At 53.0% G+C, this 22,918-nt stretch carries 22 protein-coding genes; 3 read left to right on the plus strand and 19 right to left on the minus strand.

The genetic code is table 11. The features are described 5' to 3' along the window. Positions 1 to 29 precede the first annotated feature (29 nt). Genes phoU through PPOP_RS01000 form a run of 5 tightly spaced genes read right to left on the minus strand, consistent with a single transcriptional unit; the run spans position 30 to position 4,374 of the window. Positions 30 to 689: a phosphate signaling complex protein PhoU gene (gene phoU / locus PPOP_RS00980; protein ID WP_006284114.1), complete on the minus strand. Its 660-nt coding sequence runs from the start codon at positions 687 to 689 to the stop codon at positions 30 to 32. Between the two features lie 18 nt (positions 690 to 707). After that, complete coding sequence (gene pstB / locus PPOP_RS00985; RefSeq protein WP_006284115.1) at positions 708 to 1,508, minus strand: phosphate ABC transporter ATP-binding protein PstB; 801 nt, start codon at positions 1,506 to 1,508, stop codon at positions 708 to 710. A gap of 12 nt (positions 1,509 to 1,520) precedes the next feature. Continuing rightward, positions 1,521 to 2,396, minus strand: a complete 876-nt coding sequence (pstA, locus tag PPOP_RS00990) for a phosphate ABC transporter permease PstA (RefSeq protein ID WP_006284116.1) — start codon at positions 2,394 to 2,396, stop codon at positions 1,521 to 1,523. Between the two features lie 3 nt (positions 2,397 to 2,399). Further along, on the minus strand, positions 2,400 to 3,326 hold the full coding sequence (gene pstC / locus PPOP_RS00995; RefSeq protein ID WP_006284117.1) for a phosphate ABC transporter permease subunit PstC: 927 nt from the start codon (positions 3,324 to 3,326) through the stop codon (positions 2,400 to 2,402). A gap of 31 nt (positions 3,327 to 3,357) precedes the next feature. After that, positions 3,358 to 4,374 carry a PstS family phosphate ABC transporter substrate-binding protein gene (locus PPOP_RS01000; protein ID WP_006284118.1) on the minus strand — a complete coding sequence of 339 codons (1,017 nt, stop codon included), beginning with the start codon at positions 4,372 to 4,374 and terminating at the stop codon, positions 3,358 to 3,360. Positions 4,375 to 4,671: 297 nt separating this feature from the next. On the opposite strand from PPOP_RS01000, the gene PPOP_RS01005 reads away from it, so the two are divergent. Beyond that, positions 4,672 to 5,637, plus strand: coding sequence for a DUF4180 domain-containing protein (locus PPOP_RS01005; RefSeq protein ID WP_006284119.1), 966 nt, complete (start codon positions 4,672 to 4,674; stop codon positions 5,635 to 5,637). 94 nt (positions 5,638 to 5,731) lie between these two features. On the opposite strand, the gene PPOP_RS01010 is transcribed toward PPOP_RS01005, so the two are convergent. From PPOP_RS01010 to PPOP_RS01020, 3 genes are all read right to left on the minus strand, one after another. Then, positions 5,732 to 6,451, minus strand: a complete 720-nt coding sequence (locus PPOP_RS01010) for a response regulator transcription factor (RefSeq protein WP_006284121.1) — start codon at positions 6,449 to 6,451, stop codon at positions 5,732 to 5,734. 156 nt (positions 6,452 to 6,607) lie between these two features. After that, positions 6,608 to 8,416, minus strand: a complete 1,809-nt coding sequence (gene pnpS, locus PPOP_RS01015) for a two-component system histidine kinase PnpS (protein ID WP_006284124.1) — start codon at positions 8,414 to 8,416, stop codon at positions 6,608 to 6,610. 82 nt (positions 8,417 to 8,498) lie between these two features. After that, positions 8,499 to 10,028 carry a fumarate hydratase gene (locus tag PPOP_RS01020; protein WP_042226906.1) on the minus strand — a complete coding sequence of 510 codons (1,530 nt, stop codon included), beginning with the start codon at positions 10,026 to 10,028 and terminating at the stop codon, positions 8,499 to 8,501. Between the two features lie 418 nt (positions 10,029 to 10,446). Here PPOP_RS01020 and ytvI (PPOP_RS01025) point away from each other — a divergent pair, with 418 nt between their 5' ends. Next, positions 10,447 to 11,616, plus strand: coding sequence for a sporulation integral membrane protein YtvI (gene ytvI / locus PPOP_RS01025; protein WP_042226908.1), 1,170 nt, complete (start codon positions 10,447 to 10,449; stop codon positions 11,614 to 11,616). Positions 11,617 to 11,752: 136 nt separating this feature from the next. Here the strand turns inward: ytvI (PPOP_RS01025) and PPOP_RS01030 are convergent, their stop codons facing one another. From PPOP_RS01030 to citZ, 4 genes are all read right to left on the minus strand, one after another. Then, positions 11,753 to 12,175 carry a hypothetical protein gene (locus PPOP_RS01030; RefSeq protein WP_042226910.1) on the minus strand — a complete coding sequence of 141 codons (423 nt, stop codon included), beginning with the start codon at positions 12,173 to 12,175 and terminating at the stop codon, positions 11,753 to 11,755. A gap of 142 nt (positions 12,176 to 12,317) precedes the next feature. Continuing rightward, a complete protein-coding gene (gene mdh, locus PPOP_RS01035) occupies positions 12,318 to 13,259 on the minus strand; it encodes a malate dehydrogenase (RefSeq protein WP_006284130.1) in 942 nt (313 codons plus the stop codon). Between the two features lie 13 nt (positions 13,260 to 13,272). Beyond that, positions 13,273 to 14,571, minus strand: coding sequence for an NADP-dependent isocitrate dehydrogenase (icd, locus tag PPOP_RS01040; RefSeq protein WP_006284132.1), 1,299 nt, complete (start codon positions 14,569 to 14,571; stop codon positions 13,273 to 13,275). A gap of 154 nt (positions 14,572 to 14,725) precedes the next feature. Continuing rightward, positions 14,726 to 15,838, minus strand: coding sequence for a citrate synthase (gene citZ / locus PPOP_RS01045; protein ID WP_006284133.1), 1,113 nt, complete (start codon positions 15,836 to 15,838; stop codon positions 14,726 to 14,728). A gap of 316 nt (positions 15,839 to 16,154) precedes the next feature. Here citZ and ytvI (PPOP_RS01050) point away from each other — a divergent pair, with 316 nt between their 5' ends. Beyond that, on the plus strand, positions 16,155 to 17,270 hold the full coding sequence (gene ytvI, locus PPOP_RS01050; RefSeq protein ID WP_042226912.1) for a sporulation integral membrane protein YtvI: 1,116 nt from the start codon (positions 16,155 to 16,157) through the stop codon (positions 17,268 to 17,270). Positions 17,271 to 17,370: 100 nt separating this feature from the next. On the opposite strand, the gene PPOP_RS01055 is transcribed toward ytvI (PPOP_RS01050), so the two are convergent. The 7 genes from PPOP_RS01055 to PPOP_RS01085 all read right to left on the minus strand — a co-directional run bounded on the left by PPOP_RS01055 (position 17,371) and on the right by PPOP_RS01085 (position 22,886). Next, entirely contained in the window at positions 17,371 to 17,775 is a 405-nt protein-coding gene (locus PPOP_RS01055; RefSeq protein WP_006284135.1) for an FxsA family protein, read from the minus strand. Positions 17,776 to 17,897: 122 nt separating this feature from the next. Beyond that, positions 17,898 to 18,377, minus strand: coding sequence for an acyl-CoA thioesterase (locus PPOP_RS01060; protein WP_042226914.1), 480 nt, complete (start codon positions 18,375 to 18,377; stop codon positions 17,898 to 17,900). 121 nt (positions 18,378 to 18,498) lie between these two features. After that, positions 18,499 to 19,932 (minus strand): pyruvate kinase, encoded by a 1,434-nt coding sequence (pyk, locus tag PPOP_RS01065; protein WP_006284138.1) that lies wholly within the window; start codon positions 19,930 to 19,932, stop codon positions 18,499 to 18,501. A 146-nt stretch (positions 19,933 to 20,078) separates the two neighbouring features. Next, positions 20,079 to 21,059: an acetyl-CoA carboxylase carboxyl transferase subunit alpha gene (gene accA, locus PPOP_RS01070; protein WP_006284139.1), complete on the minus strand. Its 981-nt coding sequence runs from the start codon at positions 21,057 to 21,059 to the stop codon at positions 20,079 to 20,081. Next, positions 21,049 to 21,930 carry an acetyl-CoA carboxylase, carboxyltransferase subunit beta gene (accD, locus tag PPOP_RS01075; protein ID WP_006284141.1) on the minus strand — a complete coding sequence of 294 codons (882 nt, stop codon included), beginning with the start codon at positions 21,928 to 21,930 and terminating at the stop codon, positions 21,049 to 21,051. The genes accA and accD overlap by 11 nt, the downstream gene beginning before the upstream one ends. Before the next feature lie 120 nt (positions 21,931 to 22,050). Then, positions 22,051 to 22,239: a hypothetical protein gene (locus tag PPOP_RS01080; protein WP_006284142.1), complete on the minus strand. Its 189-nt coding sequence runs from the start codon at positions 22,237 to 22,239 to the stop codon at positions 22,051 to 22,053. A 146-nt stretch (positions 22,240 to 22,385) separates the two neighbouring features. After that, positions 22,386 to 22,886 carry a phosphatidylglycerophosphatase A family protein gene (locus PPOP_RS01085; protein ID WP_042226917.1) on the minus strand — a complete coding sequence of 167 codons (501 nt, stop codon included), beginning with the start codon at positions 22,884 to 22,886 and terminating at the stop codon, positions 22,386 to 22,388. Between the last annotated feature and the right edge of the window lie 32 nt (positions 22,887 to 22,918).

Consider the following 22,918-nt stretch of genomic DNA (forward strand, 5'->3'; position numbering starts at 1 on the left):
TCAGCTCCAGACGGTTCCTGTAGAGGGCATCAACGATTCAGCTCAGGACGTTCGTTGGTGACGAGATAGACGACCGATTCGCCGATATTGGTGGCATGATCAGCAATCCGTTCGATATAGCGGCCGACGAAGGCAAGCAGCATCACCTGGGAGGCGTTATGCGGATTTTCGAGCACATAGCTGAGCAGTTCGCGGAATATTTGACTGTACAGCTGATCGACTTGATCATCGTCCTTCGCCATTTTGTAGGCCAGATGGATATCTTCCTGCACATAGGCCCGAATCGAATCGATAATCATCTGCTGGACAATCTCCGCCATGCGCGGCAGGTCGATGTGCGGCTTCATCAGCATCTGGCCTTCCATCCGGAGTACGACCTTAGCGATGTCGATGGACAGATCGCCCATCCGTTCCAGATCGCTGGAGATGCGGAAGGAGACTAGGATATGCCGCAGATCTTTGGCGACCGGCTGCTGTGTCAATATCAGCTTCGAACCCAGCTCAATAATCTGATCCTCCATCCGGTTCAGAAGCGGATCCTCGTTAATGATGGCCCGGGCTCGCTCCGCATCCATCGTTTTCAACGATTCTATCGATTCGAATAGCGCGCGCTCCACATGGCTCCCCATTTGTTCGAGCAGGCGGCTGAGCTCATCCAACCCCAGATCGAATTCCCTGCGCTTAATCATCCTGGTTTCCTCTCCTTTTTAGCCGAAGCGTCCCGTAATATATTCTTCCGTCCGCTTGTCGCTCGGATTGGAGAACAGCGTCTCCGTCTGATCGAACTCAACCACTTCCCCATTGAGGAAAAAGACGGTCTGATCCGACACGCGGGCGGCTTGATGCATATTGTGCGTGACCATGACAATCGTATATTGATGCTTCAGTTCCTGTGCCAGTTCCTCAATCTTCAACGTCGAGATCGGATCCAGCGCGGATGTCGCTTCATCCATCAGCAGAATCTCGGGATTCACCGCCAACGCGCGCGCAATGCAGAGGCGCTGCTGCTGCCCCCCGGACAGACTGAATGCCGACCGCTTCAAATAATCTTTCACTTCATCCCACAACACGGCGGAACGCAGGCTCTGCTCGACGATCTCATCCAGCTTCGCCTTATTGCGAATGCCATGAAGCCGCGGGCCATACGCAATATTGTCATATATTGATTTCGGAAAAGGGTTCGGCTGCTGAAAGACCATACCTACTTTTTTGCGCAGCGTCTCCACATCGACTTCATTGCTGTAAATAGGGGTACCGGCAATCTCTATCCGCCCCTCGATGCGCGTGCCGGCAATCATATCGTTCATTCGATTCAGCGTCCGCAGCAGCGTCGACTTGCCACAGCCGGAAGGGCCGATGAACGCGGTAACCGCCTTCTCGGGAATCGTCATCGACACGTTCTTGAGCGCGTGGTAGGTGCCGTAATACAAATTCAAGCCGTCTATGTTAATGATAGGTTTCAATTCCGGCACGGTTGCCGTATTCCATATTGTCGCCACCGTCGTCATACGATCGTCTCCTTATCTGTTCTTCTGATATTTGTTGCGCAACAGCACGGCTGACAGGTTCATCAGGATGAGCAGCGCCAGCAACACGATAATGCCCGCTGCGGCCAACTCATGGAACGCCAGTTGCGGCCGCGATACCCAATTGAAAATCTGGATTGGCATAACGGTGAACTGATCCAACAGGCTATTCGGGAGAAAGGCGACGAACGTCAAGGCGCCGATCATAATGAGCGGCGCGGTCTCGCCGATCGCCCGGGATAAGGCCAGGATGACGCCGGTCAAAATGCCGGAGAGGGCCGATGGCATGACCGAACGGGAGACCGTCTGCCATTTCGTCGCGCCGAGAGCGAATGAAGCGTCGCGCCGCGTCTTCGGAACCGCCCGAATCGCCTCCTGGGCGGATACGATAATAATGGGAAGCACGAGCAAGGTCATCGTGAGCGCTCCAGAGAGCAGACTGCGCTCAAGCCCCATGCCGCGCACGAATATCGTCAGCCCGAGAATTCCGTATACGATGGATGGAACGCCGGCCAATGTGCTGATGTTCATCTGGATGAACCGGGTAAGCGCGTTCTTCTTCGCGTATTCCTCCAGATAAATGGCCGCCCCTACGCCAACAATGAACGAGATGGGCGCCATGATGAGCACCATATAAATCGAACCGACAATCGCCGACTTCATCCCGGCAGCGGCAGGCCGGCGGGACGGGTAGTTCGTGAACAAATCAACATTGAGACGGGACAGGCCGTCCATCATAATGTTCACGAGCAGCGCCATAAGCGCGACGATCCCGATCAATGTAGCGATAACAAAAAGAATGTGAAGGCAATAATCGATTTTCCGCCGGGTGCCGATCTGCTTGCGGTTCGCGTCCTGTAACATCGCCATCTGTCAATATTCCTCCCTAAACCGACGTGCAACCCAAAGTGCCAATATATTGAGCAGGAACGTAATGATGAACAACGTCATGCCGACGGCGAAAATCGTACCGTATTCAATGGATCCATGCGGCGTGTCGCCCAAGCTGACTTGAACGATGTACGCCGTCATCGTCTGAATGCTGTCCAGTGGATTCAGCGTCAACTGCGGAGTCGCCCCTGCGGCTACCGATACAATCATCGTCTCGCCGATTGCCCGCGAGAAGGCCAGCACGCCGGAGGAGACAATGCCAGACAATGCGGCCGGCACGACAATCTTGAGCGCCACCTCGAAGCGCGTGGCCCCAAGAGCGTAGGCGCCATCGCGCAGGCTGCGCGGCACCGCGGTCATCGCGTCCTCGCTCAAGGAGGAGACCATCGGAATAATCATGATGCCGACAACGATTCCGGCGCTGAGCGCATTGAAGACGCCTGCGCTCGGGAAGATCTCGCGGATGATCGGCGTGACGAAGGTCAGAGCGAAATAGCCGTATACAATGGTCGGCACGCCGGCAAGCACTTCCAGAATCGGCTTGACGATTTTGCGGACGCGATCCGGCGCGTATTCGCTCAGATAAATAGCGCTTGCCAGCCCGATCGGGATAGCGACCAGACAGGCGATGAGCGTCACCAGCAGCGTCCCACCGATAAGCGGCAAAATGCCGAACGCCTTCGGCTCAATTAGCGGACTCCATCGGGTGCCGAACAGGAAGTCGGCGATATTGACGTGGGAGAAGAAGCTCCACGCTTCCGAGAATAACGTATAGACGATGCCTATTGTCGTCAGAACGGACACAGCCGCACACAGAAACAGCAGCACCGGCACAATTTTATCCGACAAATGCATTCTGCGATTACGGAACGTCAGCTTCACTTCTTGTTGCGGGGCATTCTCCTCCATATGCTAACCTCACTTTTCGTTTCATTTCCAATTACGTAAGCTGGTTCAACTGTTCGTCATATTTCTCTTGCGGCAGCGGCACATAGCCGACTTCTTCCGCAATGCTTCCTGCAGTCATCAGGCAGTACTCGACATAAGCCTTCACTTCCGGCTTCTCCATCTGCTTCTTACTTACGTAGATAAGGAGCGGACGGGACAATGGGGCATAGCTTCCATCTTTAATCGCATCGATCGTCGGAGCTACCGTCGCTGTTCCGTTATCGACAGGAACGAGCTTCAGTTTGTCTTGATTTTCCTCGAAAAAGGAGTATCCGAAATAGCCGATCGCATTTTTGTCTCCGGCTACGCCTTGAACGATAGCGTTCGTATCGGCGCTGAACGTAATTTGGCCGTCATTGCGGCTTTCTTTCGCCTTACCGTTAATCTCTTCCGTGAAATAGTCGAACGTTCCATGGTCCGCACCCGGAGAGTAGATTTTGATCTCCTCGTTCGGCCAGCCTTCACGGACGTCAGCCCACGTTTTCACCTTGGAGTTCGGCTCATATATTTTTTTCAGCTCGTCGAGCGTAATGTTATCGACCCAGGAGTTGTCTTTGTTCACGACGATAGGCAAGCCGTCATAAGCTACCGTCAATTCCACATACTCGATGCCGTTCGCCTTCGCCTCTTCCGCTTCCTTGTCCTTAATCGGGCGGGAAGCGTTGCTGATGGCGATCTCGCCTCCGACAAACCGCTTGAATCCACCGCCGGTGCCGGACGTTCCTACGGAGACGCGGACATTGCCATGCTCCTTGCCGAATTCTTCCGCTATTGCCTCTATCATCGGATATACCGTGCTGGAGCCGTCGATCTCAATCGTGCCGGATAATTTGTCCTCGTCGCCTTGATTTTCCATATGCTCAGATGTATTTGTCTGCGTTGATTCCGTTCCCGAATTGCCGGCGCCTGCGTTCGAGGCCTCATCTCTTTTATCCCCGCATGCCGCCAGCGCGATTGCCGTTACTGCCACCAAAGTAAGCAGCCTGATTGATTTGACCCAGTTATTCAAGTGAATTCACTCCTTTGAATCGTAATCTCATTTTCGGTTCTCTACAATCTGAATCTTACAGCTTGTTTGTTAAGCCTAATTGGGAAGTATGTTAACGGAATGTAAAAATTCAATCCCGTTCCGGCTAAACGTCAATTGAAGCTTCCCAAAGCGTCAGCTTATAACATGCCTCGCTGCCAGCCGGTTTTGTTCCGCAGGCGGTGAGGCATGTTCAATGAAAAGATTAATTTGAGAAAGGCTTTACTTTGATCTTAACATAAGTTATCATTAACCTATGTTAAAAAGGGGTTGATTGCGATGTCAATTAATTATGCTGTTTTAGGAATTTTGAGTTATGAACCTATGACAGGATATGATTTGAAGAAAATCATTCAGGAATCGCCTTTTATGTATTGGTCTGGTAATAGCAATCAAATATATAAGGCATTAGTAGAATTATCAGATAAAGGATTTGTAACGAATGAGGTTCGCCATCAAGAAAGCTTGCCTTCAAAAAAAATCTACACGATTACAAAAGAAGGGTTAGAAGCTCTAAAAGATTGGGTGCTTTCATCACCAGAACCTTGTGAGTTTAAAAAGCCATTCCTTGTTCAGCTTGCTTGGTCAAAACAATTAAATTCAAATGAATTAGATGCATTGCTTACTGATTATGAGAATCAAATAAAAATGCAGATGATGATCCAACAGGACAGTAAGCAAAAGATGATTTTTTCACCTAAAAGGACATTGCTTGAAGCGACCGTATGGGATTTGATCCATGAGAATATTACGTTATCATATACAAACGAGTTGAAGTGGATTCAAAATGTACGTGACATCATTAGTGGTATCGAAAATGAAGCCGATCGTGTTAATCATATTGACATGGAAGTTGCTCAAAATGGAAAGGAGGATTTAAAAATGGAATATGTCTTCATGGATAAAGGTGCGGTGAAATATATACACTTTACTTTTGCTGAAACGCCGCTTTGTACAGAAAATGTATCAGATATCATTTCTATCTGTGTAGAAAACAACACTAATTTTGTCTTATTTGATAGCGAGGCGCTTTCGGATGAATTTTTTAACTTGCGAACAGGGGTAGCGGGTGCAGTATTACAAAAATTCACGATGTATCGCATTAAGGCGGCTGCTGTCATCACCGATCAGCAAAGAATTAAAGGTAAATTCAAAAATATGCTTGCTGAAAATAACAAGCGAGGCGACTTTAGGTCGTTCGAAAGCATTATAGATGCTGAAAATTGGTTTTTAACCATAAAATAAAATTGCTGCATGGTAGTAGTATGAACGCTACGATGTGGATAAGGGCGCTGTGGGAACCGGGAAGACGCTTATGGCGCCCCCCTATCTTGACTATCTATTCGTGCACCTTCTTATGATGGACCAATTTGTAGCCTACACCCCGTATCGAATCGATCTGAACGGAGCGCTGGTTCATCTCCAGCTTCTTGCGCAGCGAGCTGACATGGACATCGACCGTCCGCTGTCCGCCGATGTAATCGAAGCCCCATACTACGTTCATCAGGTCGTCGCGGGTAATGACCATGCCTGGGCGCTGAACGAGATAGAGCAATACTTCGAACTCCTTCGGCCGCAGCGGGATCAGTTCATGATGGAGCGTTACTTCATATTTCTCCGGATAAATGCGCAGATCGCCCACCGCAATAACTTTGTCGTCCGCTTCCTTCGCCTCGGACGGCTCGTCGCTCCACGCGCGGCGCAGCACGGCGCCGACGCGCGCCAGCAGCTCAGCGACGCCGAACGGCTTCGTAATGTAGTCGTCCGCTCCGCACTTCAAGCCCTGCACGACTTCTTCCTCCGCATTGCGCGCTGTCAAAATGATGACGGGCGTGCGGATACCGGCTTGTCTCAGCTTGGACAGCACTTCGAACCCGTTCATGCCCGGCAGCATAATATCCAGGATGATAAGATCGTACTTATGATGCAGCGCCACCTGCAGCCCTTGGGAACCGTGGTCGATCACCGTCGTATCGTACCCATCCAAGGTCAGATTATATGACAATAGCCGCGCCAATGTCGGTTCGTCTTCGATAACTAATACTTTTCGTTCAGACATGATATCCTCCGAAAGTCAATTCCTATCGCTAGCAGCTATACCCAATTTACGCTATGATTCGCAAACCTATCGTAACATACCTCCCTTTGACATAGCGAGTTTTTTCATGGTCGCCCGCCGGTATAGCGGACATAACGAGGGCATGGCCCGGACATATTACTCTGTCCCGCCCGGCAACCACTCCTGAAGAACGGGAAGCTCAATCGCGAACGTCGTGCCTACGCCCGGCTCGCTCTCCACGCGAATCGTTCCACCATGCGCATCGACAAGATGCTTCACAATCGACAGCCCCAGCCCGGTTCCGCCCGATACGCGGGAGCGATCCTTGTCTACCCGGTAGAAGCGTTCAAAGATGCGCGGCAGATCCTTCTTCGGAATGCCGATGCCCGTATCGGTAATCGTCAGCCGAATCCGTTCCTTCTGATCCGAATTATGTAGCCCCCCAGCCCTTATCTTCACCCGTCCGCCCTCCGGTGTATAACTAATCGCGTTGGAGAGCAGATTGAGCATAATCTGGCGCAGCCGGTCCTCATCCGCCTCGACATACAGATCCGGCTCCGCCTCCAGCCGGACTTCGATGCGCTTGCTGCCCGCCTCCTTGCGCAGCACCTCTACCGTCTGCTCCAGGAAGGTTCCAAGCTCCACCGGCGAAAATTGCAGCACCGCCCGCTTCGCTTCGATCTTCGACAATTCGAGAATATCGCCGATAAGCCGATTCAAGCGCTCGCTCTCCTCCTGAATAATCTGCAGGAAGGATTTCGCGATCTCCGGATCATGCATCGCTCCATTCAGCAGCGTCTCGGCGAAGCCTTTGACCGCGGCGATCGGCGTCTTAAGCTCATGGGACACATTCGCCACGAATTCCGTCCGCATCCGTTCCAGCCGCCGAATCTCCGAGACGTCCTGCATCACCAGCAGTATGCCCGCCCATTCCTGATCGGTGAAATAGGCCGGGACGACTGTTACATCGAGCATACGCTCCTCCGGATAATAAATCATCATCTCCTCATGGCGCAGCAGCTTCTTCTTCTCGACTTCGACTATCATCTGCTGCATCTCATACGGCGCCTTGACTTCGCTAAACAAACGCCCGATCCATTCCCTGCTTCGGATGCCGAGAATATGCTCAGCCTTCCGGTTCAGCAGCGCCACCTGGCCTTCCACATCGATCATCACGATCGCATTAATCATATGCTCCATAACCGTCTGCAGCCGGCTCTCGTTCTCGCGGATTTGCGACATCTGCACCTGAAGGCTGTCTGCCATCGCATTAATGGCCGTCCCCAACTGCCCGATCTCGTCCTTCCCCACAGCTTGAGCTCTTGCCTTGTAGTCCATCTGGGCAATGCGCATCGCGACGCGGGTCATATTCTCGATCGGAATCGTCAGATTGAAGGCTAACCGGTAGCTGACAATACCGGCGGCGACGAATAATGCCGCCAGGCCAAGCGCCAAGTACACCCACAGCTCCCTCACGCTGCTCTCGACATGCTCCAGGCTCATCGCCAGACGAATGTACCCGTCAAAATGGGACGTATGTACGGGACTGGAAACATAAAGCATATTTCGCCCCAGCGTCTCGCTATAACGGATATTCGAGCCAATCCCTTCCTGTCGCGCCTTCACAATCTCCTCGCGTGACAAGTGATTGTCCATTTCGGTGGCCTTATGATCGGAATCACCGACGACCGTACCGTCAGCCAGAATAAACGTCACGCGGGCATCCGCACTGTCATGAAGCTTGCCAGCCCAGCCGCTGTAATACGCAATCATGTCGTCCATGCCGCCTGGCTTAAGCCAGGCGAACGTCTGCTCCATGAGCATAATTTCCCGGAACATATTCCGCTCCAGCTGGCGAATATAATTGTACTTGAAGGTGGACGCCATATAAATGCCGGCTGCCGTCACGGATATCCCGATCAACAGCACAAAGATCATAGTCAAACGCGTGCGAAACCGCGACATGCGCATCTCTCCACTTCATTCTCGAGGTTGTAGGTCTATGTTCCATCCTACCGACCGTTGCGCCGTTTGGCTAGACTATTGCTTATGAAAAGACAGGGTCCTTGAACTGGACCAGCTTCTCGAACGAGCTGCGATCGACGTCAGCATGCAGGCTGTTGCCGCGTGCATCCATCGTCACGATCGCCGCAAACCCTTCAACCTCAAGATGCCACATCGCTTCTGGAACACCGAATTCGAGGAAATCGACTCCGTTCACTTGCTTCATGCATTCCGCATAATATTGAGCCGCCCCGCCAATCGCATTCAAATAGACGGCGCCATGTTCCTGCAGCGCGGCCAGCGTCTTCTCTCCCATGCCGCCTTTGCCGATGACGGCGCGGATGCCGAATTTCTTAATGATATCGCCCTGATACGGCTCCTCGCGAATACTCGTCGTCGGTCCGGCCGCCTTGACATGCCAGCCCTCCTCATCCTTCAACATGACCGGGCCGCAATGATAAATGACCGCCCCGTTCAGATCGACCGGCGCATCGTGATCCATCAAATATTTATGCAACGCATCGCGTCCCGTATGCATCTCTCCATTGATGACGACGACATCCCCCACCTTCAAGGAGCGAATCTGCTCCTCGGAGATCGGTGTGTTCAGCACGATGCGATGGTTCTCGCTCTTCGCTGGCACTGCTTCGGCCGCGCTGTCCATGGGAAGCTCGCCGCCGCGCTCGTACACCCATTCCTTAATATCTCCGCTTGCGCTGTCGATCAGGACGCCTTGGCGCCGGTAAGCCCAGCAGTTGTAAGCAACCGATACGAAGAAGCTGGCCGGCAGCCGGTTCATGACCCCGATCTTGCAGCCAAGCAGCGTCACCTCGCCGCCGAAGCCCATCGTGCCGATGCCCAACTGATTCGCCTTATCCAAAATATATTCTTCCAATTGCCGCAGTTCATCGATCGGATTCGTATCCTCTACGCGGCGGAACAGTTGCTGCTTCGCCAGCTCGTATCCCGTCGTCCGATCGCCGCCGATGCCAATGCCGATGAAGCCTGCGCTGCAACCCTGGCCCTGTGCCTGATAGACCGCATGTAGGATGCATTTGCGGATGCCATCGAGATCGCGGCCCGCCTTGCCCAAGCCCTCCAGCTCCGTTGGGAGGCTGTACTGGATGTTCTTGTTCTCGCAGCCGCCGCCTTTCAGAATAAGGCGCACCTCGATGTCGTCGCGCTCCCACTGCTCGAAATGGATGACCGGCGTTCCCCGGCCGAGATTGTCTCCGCTGTTCGTACCCGTCAGTGAATCGACGGAATTGGTGCGGAGCTTGCCTGCCTTCGTCGCGCGGCTCACCGCCTCCTGAACGTCACGCTTCATGAGGATCTGATTCACGCCAACCGGAGTATGCACAATGAACGTCGGCATGCCGGTATCCTGGCAGATGGGGGAGACCTTCGTCTCGGCCATCACAATGTTGCGAGCAATCGTTCCTAGGGACAGTCCGGCGCACGTGGCGGCGTCCTCACGCGCTTGCGCTTCCCGGATCGCCTTGCGCACATCGCCGGACAGATTCGTTGATGTCTCCAAGATCAACTCATATACGCTCTGCAAAAACGATTTCATAAGCAAACCCAAGCCCCTCTCTTCGAATATTCCGCTGTCTCTCTACGATGATCTGGCTGTCTGTCGGGTCCCACTCTATCTTCTCTGCTTCCGCCGATTCGACATGCCGAATGCGTGAATCCGCTTCCTATAGTAATATAATAGCATATGAGAGGTATCAGTCGAGTACATTCGGACAAAGTTATCCGGAGCTCGATGCGATGCCGGGAAGGATGGGAACCAATGGGTCCAACCAAGAACGAGGCGCAAGCCGGGCGCCCGCACGGACATCATTTTTTTGCCTATATGTATCGGTTGAAGATATCGAGCGCTGGAGGGCGGCAATCATTTTGGAAATTATGCTGCGATCTGTTAAAATGAAAGTAAAAAAATACAGCGAAACATTGTCGTCGTTGGATAGGAAGAAAGGAAGAACGTCATGCCATTATTCAATGTCACACTGGTTCATCGTATTTTTCGCGGCATATGGGTAACTATCCTTACGGCCGGGGCTCTCCTGCTATTTTATTATGGCTTCCGGATGATTTACCCGTTCTTGATTGCCTGGCTGCTGGCCTACATAATGAACCCGCTCGTACGATTTTTGGAGCAGAGATGGAGGTTCCCGCGCTGGACCGCCGTAACCTCCTCCATTTTGATGTTTGGAGCGATGATTACCTTCGCGATCTTCATCTTCACAACCAAGGTCGTGTCACAGTCCTGGCATATCGTAGGCTTCGTGCAGGAGCAGATCGCGGAGTGGAGGAATTGGTTGATTGATTACTATTATTCCACTGAATTCCAGGTGATCCTGTCCGATCTGAATGAAACGCTGACATCGCTCGAGCTGCAATCGGCCCTTTCGAAATATACGAGCACGATTGCGACGACTGGCTCGGCCCTCGTCGCCTATTTATTCAACTTTATTAAAGCGACCGTGCTGTTCCTGCCCAAGCTGGCTGTAATCACCGTCATCATCATGGTCGCTACCTATCTTATCAGCAAACAGTGGAATACGCTGGCGGCGAGCAAGCATATGGTACCCGAACGGGTGCGCGCCTCCCTTGGCGTCGTAATCGGCGATCTGCAGCATGCCCTTTTCGGATACGTGAAGGGCCATATGATTTTATCCAGCATTACCGCACTCGTGTTTTTCCTCGGGTTGCTTGTTCTTGGCGTTGAGTACGCCTTCACGATCGCCATTATCGGCGGCATTGTCGATCTGATTCCGCTTATCGGCATCCCCGCCATTGTCGTCCCGTGGGCGGTGTTCGCCTTCTTCGAAGGCAACCTGTTTCTCGGCACCGGACTTCTGATGCTATGGCCGATTATTCTCATCACGCGCCATGCCCTCGAACCGAAGGTGTACGGCTCCAGCATCGGACTGAATCCGCTAATGCTGCTTATTTTTTTGTTTGCGGGACTTCATCTGTTCGGGGTGATCGGCATTTTCATCGGCATCATTGCCCTCGTTGTGCTAACGGCGCTGCAGCGGGCCCATGTATTCCGCGATGTCTGGCGCTATATTATGACCGGCTCCTTCTTTCCGGCCCCAAATAATCAACGCAGCTTGAAGGATAACAAAGAGAGCGCCATTCCCCCGGAATAGGGCTCTCTTTGCCTATCATGACAGCTGCTTCTTGCCGGAAGGACGTAACCAGCCCGTTCATCAGCATGCGCCAGCGCAATCGACATCAGCCAGTTGGACGCCTTGAACGTGACCAAAGTGCCTGTGCCGCTTGGGATTAAATATAGCGGTAGACCATCAAAATAACCATGATGATAAATAGAATAAAGACCAGCGTGGCGAACATCTGCGTCTTGTCAATCGCTGCCGTATTGCTCTGGCCGGCCTTCGCCGATTGCAGGGCAACCTTGATCTGCTTGCCCATAATCCCGCCCAGCGCGGCAATGGCGAGGAACACTACCATCGTCAACATTATCCACAGCATGGAATAGCTGCCTGTGCCAATCATATAGCCGCCCGTCAGAAATTGCACGATCAGCGCATACTGGGCAACCCGGTTCGCGGAATGAACGCCAAGTAGCAGACCCTCCTGTCCCGGTGCCGATACGAGCTTCAGCTTATTGACGACAAACGGGATAACCGCATAAATTCCCATGGCGACTGCGCCCAGGATATGCAATAGTACAAGAGCCGTGTACATAAGGATCATTCCCTCCATAGTCCTATAATGGATGCAATTTTACTTCCTAATTATACTAGATTATCCTTCTGAACACAAAGAAGGATGGCCATTTTCATGCCATCTTCCTGTATATCGCTATCATATTTGTCATAATTTCAATTTATCCTGCAACAACTTTGATAACATTCCGCACAGATTCGGCAGATTTGTCTAGTGCCGCCCGCTCTTCCGGCGTCAAGTCAATCTGGATCACTTTCTCGATGCCATCGCCGCCCAGTACGGCCAATACGCCCATGAACAGTTGGTCGTAGCCGTATTCGCCTTCCAGGTAAGCGATGACCGGCAGTATGCGCTTCTTGTCCTTCAGGATCGCTTCGGTCATCTGTACCAGCGAAGCTGCAGGCGCATAGTAGGCGCTGCCGTTGCCAAGCAGGTTCACGATCTCGCCGCCGCCGACGCGGGTGCGCTGCACGATCGCAGCAATGCGATCCTGCGGAATCAGCTTCTCAATCGGTACGCCGCCAACATTCGTGTACCGAACGAGCGGCACCATATCGTCGCCATGTCCGCCAAGTACGACTCCGCGGACATCTTCCACCGACACGTTCAATTCCTGCGCGATGAACGTACAGTAACGAGCCGTGTCCAGCACGCCGGATTGGCCGATGACGCGATTCTTCGGGAAGTCAAGCGTCTCGAATGCCGCGTATGTCATCGCATCGACCGGATTGCTCAAAATAATGACGTAAGCATTCGGGCAATACTTTTTCACATTTTCGCAGACGGACTTGACGATGCCTGCATTTGTATTGACGAGATCGTCGCGGCTCAGGCCCGGCTTCCGAGCTACACCCGCCGTAATGATGACGATGTCGGAATCCTTCGTATCTTCGTAGTTGGAGGTGCCTGTAATCTGGCTGTCGAACGCTTGCACCGGGCTTGCCTCCAACATGTCAAGCGCCTTCCCCTTGGTTGGATTCTCGAGTTGAGGGATATCCACCAATACAACGTCTCCAAGTTCCTTTTGGGCGAGCATGAAAGCAGTGGTAGCGCCCGTGAAACCCGCACCTACTACGGTAATCTTGTTGCGTCGAATAGTCATTCCCGTCGCCCCCCTATTTCATATGATCAATGATATGATCAGCGAATTGCGAGCATTTTACTTCCGTTGCATTGTCCATCAGACGAGCAAAGTCATAGGTTACGGTCTTATTGTTGATGGCTGTCTCCATGCCTTTGTAGATCAGGGTAGCCGCTTCCTGCCAACCTAGATGCTCCAGCAGCATGACGCCGGACAGAATCACGGAGCCCGGATTGACGACATCGAGATCCGCATACTTCGGTGCGGTTCCGTGCGTCGCTTCGAAGATGGCATGCCCGGTCACATAGTTGATGTTCGCGCCAGGCGCAATGCCGATGCCGCCAACTTGCGCAGCCAGCGCGTCGGACAAGTAGTCGCCGTTCAGGTTCAGCGTAGCGATGACGTCGAAGTCCTTTGGACGTGTCAGCACTTGCTGCAGCGCAATATCGGCGATGGCGTCCTTGATGATGATCTTGTCCGCCGCTTCCGCTTCCGCCTGGGCCTTGTTCGCCGCATCCATGCCTTCCGCTTCCTTAATGCGATCGTACTGGCCCCAAGTGAACGTCTGCTCGGCGAATTCCTGCTCGGCCACTTCGTAGCCCCAGTTCTTGAACGCGCCTTCCGTGTACTTCATAATGTTGCCTTTGTGAACCAGCGTTACGCTCTTGCGCTTATGCGTGATAGCGTATTCGATCGCCGCGCGCACAAGACGCTTCGAGCCGTCGGAAGATACCGGCTTGATGCCGATGCCGGAAGTCTCAGGGAAGCGGATTTTCTTCACGCCCATCTCCTGCTGCAGGAAGGCAATGACTTTCTTCACTTCTTCCGATCCGACAGCATACTCAATGCCGGCATAAATATCCTCGGTGTTTTCTCGGAAAATGACCATGTCAACCCATTCCGGACGCTTGACCGGGGAAGGGACGCCGCTGAAATAGCGGACCGGACGCAAGCATGTGTACAGATCCAACTCTTGGCGAAGCGCGACGTTCAGGGAACGGATACCGCCGCCGATTGGGGTCGTCAACGGTCCCTTGATCGCGACGATATATTCACGAATCGCTGCCAGCGTATCGTTCGGCAGCCATTCGCCGTATGTGTTGTAGGCCTTCTCACCCGCGAACACCTCGTACCAAGCCAACTTGCGCTCGCTATTGTACGCCTTCTCGACTGCGGCATCGAGCACCCGCTTCGATGCGCGCCAAATATCGCGGCCCGTTCCGTCGCCTTCGATGAACGGGATAATCGGATTGTCAGGCACTTGCAGCTTGCCGTCTTGAATTGTAATTTTCTCGCCTTCAGTAGGTAGTTCGAACTTCTCCAATTGAAACATGGACGTTCCTCCTTAAGTAAATTGCCGCATCATCACGCGATGCGGCCTCGGTCTGCCATACGATCAGCAGGAGCCACAACAACATTGTAGCAATCCGCCGTCTGGCAGCACAAGCCAGTTCGATAATGCCTCTCTGCCGTCCCGTGTCCGGTGATTATCGGTCCGCAATCGCAACGTAGCGCTGGACGGCCGGTCCGATATACTCGGCGCGCGGACGGATAATCCGGTTGTTCTCGTATTGCTCCAAAATATGAGCCGTCCAACCGGACACCCGGCTTACCGCGAAGATCGGAGTGAACAAATCGCTTGGAATGCCAAGCAGCGTGTACACCGAGGCCGAATAGAAATCGACGTTCGGCTTCAGCCCCTTCTGACCGTTCACCATCTCTTCGATGCGAACCGACATGTTATACAGCCCGACATTGCCGTTCTTGCTGCCAAGCTCGCGAGACAACGCCTGAAGATGCTTCGCGCGCGGATCTCCACTCTTGTAGACGCGGTGTCCGAAGCCCATAATTTTTTCTTTGCGATCGAGCTTATCTTGGATGTAATCCTCCACGCTTTCAAGCGATCCGATCTCTTCAAGCATCTTCATGACGGCTTCGTTCGCTCCGCCATGAAGAGGTCCCTTCAACGCTCCGATAGCCGACACGACCCCGGAATAGATGTCGGACAGCGTCGCCACTGTGACGCGAGCGGTGAACGTGGAAGCGTTCAACTCATGATCTGCGTGAAGGACGAGCGCTTTGTCCATCGCCTTCACTGCGCTTGCCTCCGGCTCTTCCCCAGTCAACATATACAGGAAGTTGTACGCGATGGAACGGCCGGCTTGTGGAGCGACCGGCTCCTTGCCCGCGCGAAGACGCGCATAAGCGGCAACCACGGTAGGCAGCTTCGCCTGTAGCTTTACCGCCTTGGCGATATTCGCCTCCCGGCTCATATCGTCGGCTAACTCGTCATACAGTGCCAAGGCGGAAATCGCGGAGCGGAGAACAGCCATCGAATTGACGCTCGACGGGTACAATCTCGTTAGATCGATGATAGCAGGTGAAATTGCCGCATTCTCGTCGAATTGCTTCTGTAATGCAGATAATTCGTCACAATTCGGTAGTTTGCCATGCCAGAGCAAGTACACGACCTCTTCAAAGGTTGCGTAATTAGCCAAATCGTCGATATTGTAACCGCGATAGGTCAGCGTGCCGTCGATAATCGAGCTGATCGACGATTCTGCTGCAATAATACCTTCCAAACCTTTCGTCGCTGTCATCTGTTCTCTCTCCTTTGCATTACGATCCTAGATCAATCCCAGTTCCTTTTTCTCTGCCCCTCCTGATGTTCACTGACGCTTTGGAAATAGGCAATTTCTTTCTACTTTAAATCATAAACGATCTCGCCAGGATTGTGAACGGTTTCATTACAAAATATGGATAGAAATGCTTTATCACTGCTATAAATGCTTTTTTTTTCAAAACGGAAATGAAAGTTTTGTGATTTTAAGCATAGTATTACATATTACGGTCTGTCCTACGTTCGGATCCGGAAGCAGGAATCCCAGTCACCCAAGCCAGAAAGGAGACGGGAAAATGAATCACATACTGTTGAAACGGTTATGGAGAGGAAGCCTTGTCGTGGGGGGATCCGTGCTTGTCTGCGTCGCTTGCTACGTTCTATTGCCTGTGATGTACCCGTTCTTAATCGCGTGGTTGATCGCGCTCCTGCTAAATCCGATTATCGATTGGATGAGCGAATCGCTGTGCTTCCCCCGCTGGTTAAGCGTTACGATGGCGCTGCTGCTGTTCCTGCTCGGAATGATGACGATTGCGGCCGCCGTCATTACGCGAATCGTCAAGGAAATATATACGGTGTCGTTAACTATGGATGACACACTCAACCAATGGCGGGAGCTTTTCGTCCGTTTTTTCGACAGCGGCGATGTGCAACAGTTCATCCAATTGATCAGTTCGATCTATAAGGACAATCCGAATGTCCAGGATTCGATCAACCTCAATCTGGCTGATACCGCACAGACGGTAACAACCGCGATTACCAATCTGATCACGCTCTTCCTGGACGGCATCGTCCGGCTGCTTACCAGCCTGCCCAACGTAGCGACCATTGCGATCGTCGTCCTGCTTGCCGCGTTCTTCATCAGCAAAGATTGGCTGCGGTGGCGGCGTACGGTGCTCGCCTGGGTGCTGGAGCCGCTCCGGACGCCGGCCAGTACTATTTGGCATGGTCTGAGGGGGGCCCTGTTCGGCTATTGCCGAGCGCAGTTCCTGCTCATTTCGATGACGATGGTCTCCGTCACGATCGGCTTTATTCTGCTCCGGGTCGACTACGCGATTACGATCGGGCTGCTGGTCGGCCTCGTCGATCTGATCCCCTACCTGGGCGTGGGAGCGGTTATGATCCCTTGGATAATATACAGCTTCGCAATCGACAATACCTCCTTCGGTATCGGACTTGCCGTCCTCTATGCGATTGTCCTGATTGCCCGTCAAGTGATGGAGCCGAAAGTGCTCGCCACCAACCTCGGGCTGGATCCGCTCATCATGCTTATGGCCACCTTCGCCGGCCTCAAGCTGCTCGGCGTACTCGGCCTGATCTCCGGACCCGTCGCCGTCGTTATCATCTCCGCGATGCACAGATCCGGAATCTTCATGGACTTGCGCAATTACATTATGGCCGAAAGGCATTGAGAAGCCGGGGCGAGCACCTGCATGCTATCACCAGTGTAGGGGAAAACGGAACAACGACATGATGCATGCATCATGTCGTTGTCTGTGCGGACGTACCTTATCAATATCGACGAAAGTAGATGAAGCTGCCATCCTTCATTTTCTTTTCAATCCATTTGAGCAAATAGTGCCTATACAGGGGCCGAGTCAGCGGAAACACGAGCGTGAAGCCCGCAATATCCGTGAAAAACCCGGGGGTCAGCAGAAGCACCCCGCCCGCGAATATACAGAGCCCGTCAATGACTGCCCGCCCCGGAACCTGTCTCGCTTGAAGCTGCTTCTTGGCGTCTCCCCATACTTGAGCCGCCTCATAGCGCGCGATAATCGCGCCGATCACACTGGTCAAGAGGATTAGAAGGAACGTGTTCCATCCTCCTATCCAGCCGCTGACGAGGAGGAAGCCATAGATCTCCAAGGCCGGAATGATGGTCAATACGATCAGTATGCCTATCATCATCGGGTTCATGCTCGCATCTCCTTCCTACAGAAGTTCATGCTGCCGCTGCAAAGCCGAGGCTTGCGCGAGCGAAACTTGCCCACGTTATCTCCCTTGCTCTCCGCCGATGCGGAGCAGCCCTTGAAGGAGCGTCATGGGCATGCCTGCTTCAGCAGTTCCCATACATCAGGCGCTTCCCGCTCGATCCGGGCTGGTCTCCAGTTCGCGTTCAACCAAGCCAGCGTCGTCTCGCCTTCGACGAGACGCTCGCCCTCCGGCTTCGCATACCAGCCGGCTTCGGCAACCTCTTCGCCTGCGCGGCAGATGCAGGAGGCGAAGGTGAGGCGCAGAGGTGTCCGCTGAACGAGCTTCGTGAACACGATAACCGTATCGTCATATACAGCCGGGCGCATAAAATGCAGATGCAGGTCGACGACCGGCAGTCGTAATCCCCGTACTTCCAGTTCACGGTAGGTCAGGCCTTGGGCCCGTATCCATTCTGTGCGGCCCACCTCGAACCAGGTAACGTAATTGCCGTGGAACACGACATCCATCCGGTCGGTCTCCTGATATCTGACGCGCAGCGGAAATCCATGCCATGCGGCTTGCGGGTTCATTCCGGCATCGCTCATTGCCATTCCCCCTATTGTATCGTATGGAGCCTCCGCTCACAAATGCAACAGAAGCAATGGCGGTTACACCATTGCTTCTGCTCGTTATTATGAAATCGATGTCCGTATCAAAGGCTGCCGATTAGGAGCAGCGGTTTTGACCGATTTGGCTAATCTTGATCAAGTTCGTCGAGCCAGCGCAGCCGGAAGGCACGCCAGCCGTAATGACGACGAGGTCGCCTTCGGATACGATGCCTGTCTTCATGCCGCCGCGAACCGCTTCATCGAACATTTCGTCCGTCGAATTGGCCGCTCCGCTCTTGACAGTAACGACGCCCCAGGTCAGGCACAAACCACGCATCACTTGCTCCGATGGAGTGACGGCGATGATTGGCGCCGTCGGACGATATTTCGATACCATCCGTGCCGTATAGCCTGTCTGCGTAGAGCTGATAATCGCCTTCGCATCCAACTCCAATGCGGAGTTCGCTACCGCTTGGCTGATAGCGGCGGTTACGGTCGCCTGCTGCTTCGAGCTTTGCTTCGCCAGAATGTCACGATATTCGAGCGCAGACTCGGCTTTCTCCGCAATGCGAGACATCGTCAGTACCGACTCTACCGGATATTTACCTGCAGCTGTCTCACCGGACAGCATAATCGCATCGGTGCCGTCAAAAATGGCATTCGCCACGTCACTCGCTTCGGCGCGGGTCGGGCGCGGGTTGCGCTGCATGGAATCCAGCATTTGCGTTGCAGTAATAACCGGCTTGCCGACCAGGTTGCATTTCTCAATCATCCGCTTCTGAACGAGCGGCACTTCTTCTGCCGGAATTTCGACGCCGAGGTCTCCGCGCGCAACCATCAGGCCGTCAGACACTTCCAAAATCTCATCGAGATTGTCCACGCCTTCTTCGTTCTCGATCTTGGAAATGATTTGGATATGGCCTGCGTTGTTCTGTTCGAGCAAGCTGCGAATCTCCATGACGTCGCTCGCCTTACGCACAAAAGAAGCCGCAATGAAGTCGATACCCTGTTCAATCCCGAAACGGATATCATTTGCGTCTTTCTCCGTAATACCTGGCAGAGAAATCTTCACGCCTGGAACGTTTACGCCTTTTTTGCTCTTAATCGTTCCGCCGTTAACGATTTTACACTTGATTTCCGTGCCTTGAATATCAACGACAGACAATCCGATCAGACCGTCGTCGATCAGAATCGTCGAACCTGCTTCTACATCTTGCGGCAATTCTTTATATGTAACCGAGATGCGATCCTTGTCTCCCAAAATTTCTTCCGTCGTCAACGTCACATGTTCGTCCTGAACGAGGTCAATCGGCTCTACCGACAATTTTCCTGTACGGATTTCCGGGCCTTTTGTGTCGAGTAGGATAGCAACTGTCTTGTTCAGTTCAGCGCAAGCCTGGCGAATCGTTTTGATACGATTGCCGTGCTCCTCAAAGTCGCCGTGCGAAAAGTTCAAACGAGCAACGTTCATGCCGGCCATAATCAATTTCTTGATGTTGTCCAAGGATTCGCTGGAAGGACCGATCGTACAGACAATTTTCGTTTTGCGCATATGAGTTTCCTCCAATGTTGTGCTGTCTTTATTATGTCCATCTTTGCATATCTTGCTCATGCTCTCATTAATCTAATCTACTATAATTCGGCAAGTTTGTATATGAAGATTCTCATAATATTTAGTGTTGCCAGCAAACACCGTTATTATGATTCGGTACTTCTGACCTTGGTTTGTTCTTCAAAAACCCCGATGCGGCGGAATTTCTCATACCGATCCTCCCGCAACTCATCGGCGCTCATCTCCAGCAGCTCTGCTAGATGGCGGGCAAGCGCTTCTTTGACTTCAGCAGAGACGGCCGGCACATCTTTGTGGGCTCCGCCCTGCGGCTCGGGAATGATCTCCTCGATGACGTCCATTTCCTTCAGATCGTCTGCCGTAATCTTCATCGCTTCTGCTGCCTGATCAGCCTTTGACGCATCTTTCCACAGGATGGAGGCCGCCCCGTTTGGGGAGATGGCGGAATAGATCGCATTTTCCAACATCAACACGCGGTTGCCGACGCCCAATGCCAAGGCTCCGCCGCTGCCGCCTTCGCCAATAACGACACAGATGACCGGTACTCGGAGCAGCATCATATCCCGCAGGTTGCGGGCAATCGCCTCAGATTGACCGCGCTCTTCCGCAGTATTTCCCGGATAGGCGCCCTTGGTGTCAATGAACGTAATGATCGGACGCCTGAACTTGTCTGCTTGCTGCATCAGGCGCAGCGCCTTGCGGAAGCCTTCCGGGTGGGGACTGCCAAAGCAGCGGGCAATATTATCCTTCGTATCCTTTCCGCGCTGATGGCCGATGACCGTGACGGGAATGCCGTTCAGACGCGCCAATCCGCCGACAATCGCGAGGTCGTCGCCATACAGGCGATCTCCGTGCAATTCGATGAAATCGGTAAAAACATGCTGAATGAAATCAAGCGCGGTCGGACGTTGATGATGTCGTGCCAGGTGCATCTTCTGCGACGGACTGATCGTGGCGTAGATGTCCTCAGCCAGCTTTGCGTAACGCTGTTCTAACCGGGCGATCTCTTCCGTAAAGTCAATGTTCTTTTCTTCGCCGAACCGCTCAAGCTCGTCGATTTTGTTCTTCAACTCTACCAACGGCTGTTCGAACGGAAGCTCACTCGTCATGCGTAACCTCTCCTTTCACGGTATGCAGATGAATCAGCTTGATCAATGTTTGGCGCATGTCCTTGCGCGGAACGACCAAATCGATCTGTCCGTGCTTCAAGTTAAATTCTGCCGTCTGAAACTCGTCTGGCAGCTTCTGGCGAATCGTCTGCTCGATGACAAGACGCCCCGCAAAGCCGACCAACGCACCTGGCTCCGCCAGGTTGATGTCGCCAAGCATCGCGAAGCTGGCCGATACGCCGCCCATCGTCGGATCGGTGAAGACGGAAATATATAATCCGCCGGCCTCGTGGAACTTGGCCAAGGACGCGCTTGTCTTCACCATCTGCATCAGGCTTAGGATGCTCTCCTGCATCCTCGCTCCTCCAGAGGTGGAGAAAATGATCAGTGGATATTGCTTCTGCTGCGCCGTCTCGATCGCGCGCGTCACCTTCTCGCCCACGACCGATCCCATGCTTCCGCTGAAAAAGTCGAAGCTCATGACGGCAACCACGACCGGGAAGCCGCCGATGGTCCCCTCGCCGGTAACCACCGCTTCGTTCAATCCTGATTTGATATGCTGCTGCTCCATCTTCTTCGCATATCCCGGAAATTGAAGCGGATCCTTTGAACGCATTTCCGCGTCATATTCAAAAAAACGGCCTTCATCCAAGATCATATCGATGCGCTCCCACGCATTCAATCGCAGATGATGATCGCACTCCGAGCATACCTTCAGGTTTTTTTGCAATTCTTTATGATACTGAATCGTGCCGCATTTCGGGCATTTGTTCATTAACCCTTCGGGTATTTCACGCTTAGGACGATCATCGTTCATCATCGGCAAAGGTACTGTTGCGTACTTTTTCTTTTGAAATAGGTCTTTAAACACCCGTTACACCTCTTTTTTCTCAGCAAGGAGCGGCTTGCGGCTCCCCAGAGATTGTCCAAACGCAGGCAATAAAAATCGGCTGTCTGAACAACCTGGCCTGGCGTTCATCCATCAGCCGTCTCATGTATGCAAAATCGAATTGAGCACCTCTTGCACTTCCTCGACTTCCCCGGAAGGTACCAAGATTTCAAATTGTTGTTTGGAGAGATGGACAGGGCGAACCTGAACGAGAAATCCTTCCTCTGTCAATCTGATCCGGATCTTCTCTGCTAAATTGGCAGTCGGAGCGATGTAGATGACTGTCCACATGCGCGTATGACCCCCCCTAACGTCCCAAGTACGGCTTATATAATGCCATAATGATAACATAATTGACTTTTTCACCGCAACCAAATCCGGTAGACTCACTAGCCGACATTTATGTCAGGGGGGAATCTTTGGGGCCTCCGCTCAAGCTACGACGCGTCATCTGCCGCATCGTAGCTGCGCGCGTCCCGGTTCCGGTGCGCGATGCGGGCGGAAGCCGCCGCCGCTAATCCGGCGATAATATCGTCGAGAAATACGTGTACCTGCTCCCGGTTATCGTTGAGCTCGCGGATGACGCCGATTTTCGCTTTGTCCAAATAGCCGAAGCTCGTTAAACCTATCATGCCGTATACGTTCGTAATCCCCATCGCGAGTGTCTCGTCCACCCCGTACAAGGATTCATCCGCCTCCATAATGGCTTGCAGCGGCTCGGGGAGCCGCTTCTGCTCCGCCAGCTCATCCAGCGCAATGCCAGTGATGAGCGTATATTGCACTTCCCGCTTGCGGATTACCGTCCGCACGCTCTCGAGGCACGCTTCCAGTGTCAGAGACGCGTTGTATGGCGCCTGGAGCTGATAGACGATGTCCGCGATGCTGTCCAGGGTGACACCCCGCCGGTTGAGCCATTGCTCGGCTATATCGGTTGGCATGGCCATCCCCTCCCTTCCCTGTCCTCCGTTCG

Source organism: Paenibacillus popilliae ATCC 14706, from assembly GCF_000315235.1.
In the GTDB taxonomy this organism is placed as follows: Bacteria; Bacillota; Bacilli; order Paenibacillales; family Paenibacillaceae; genus Paenibacillus_B; species Paenibacillus_B popilliae.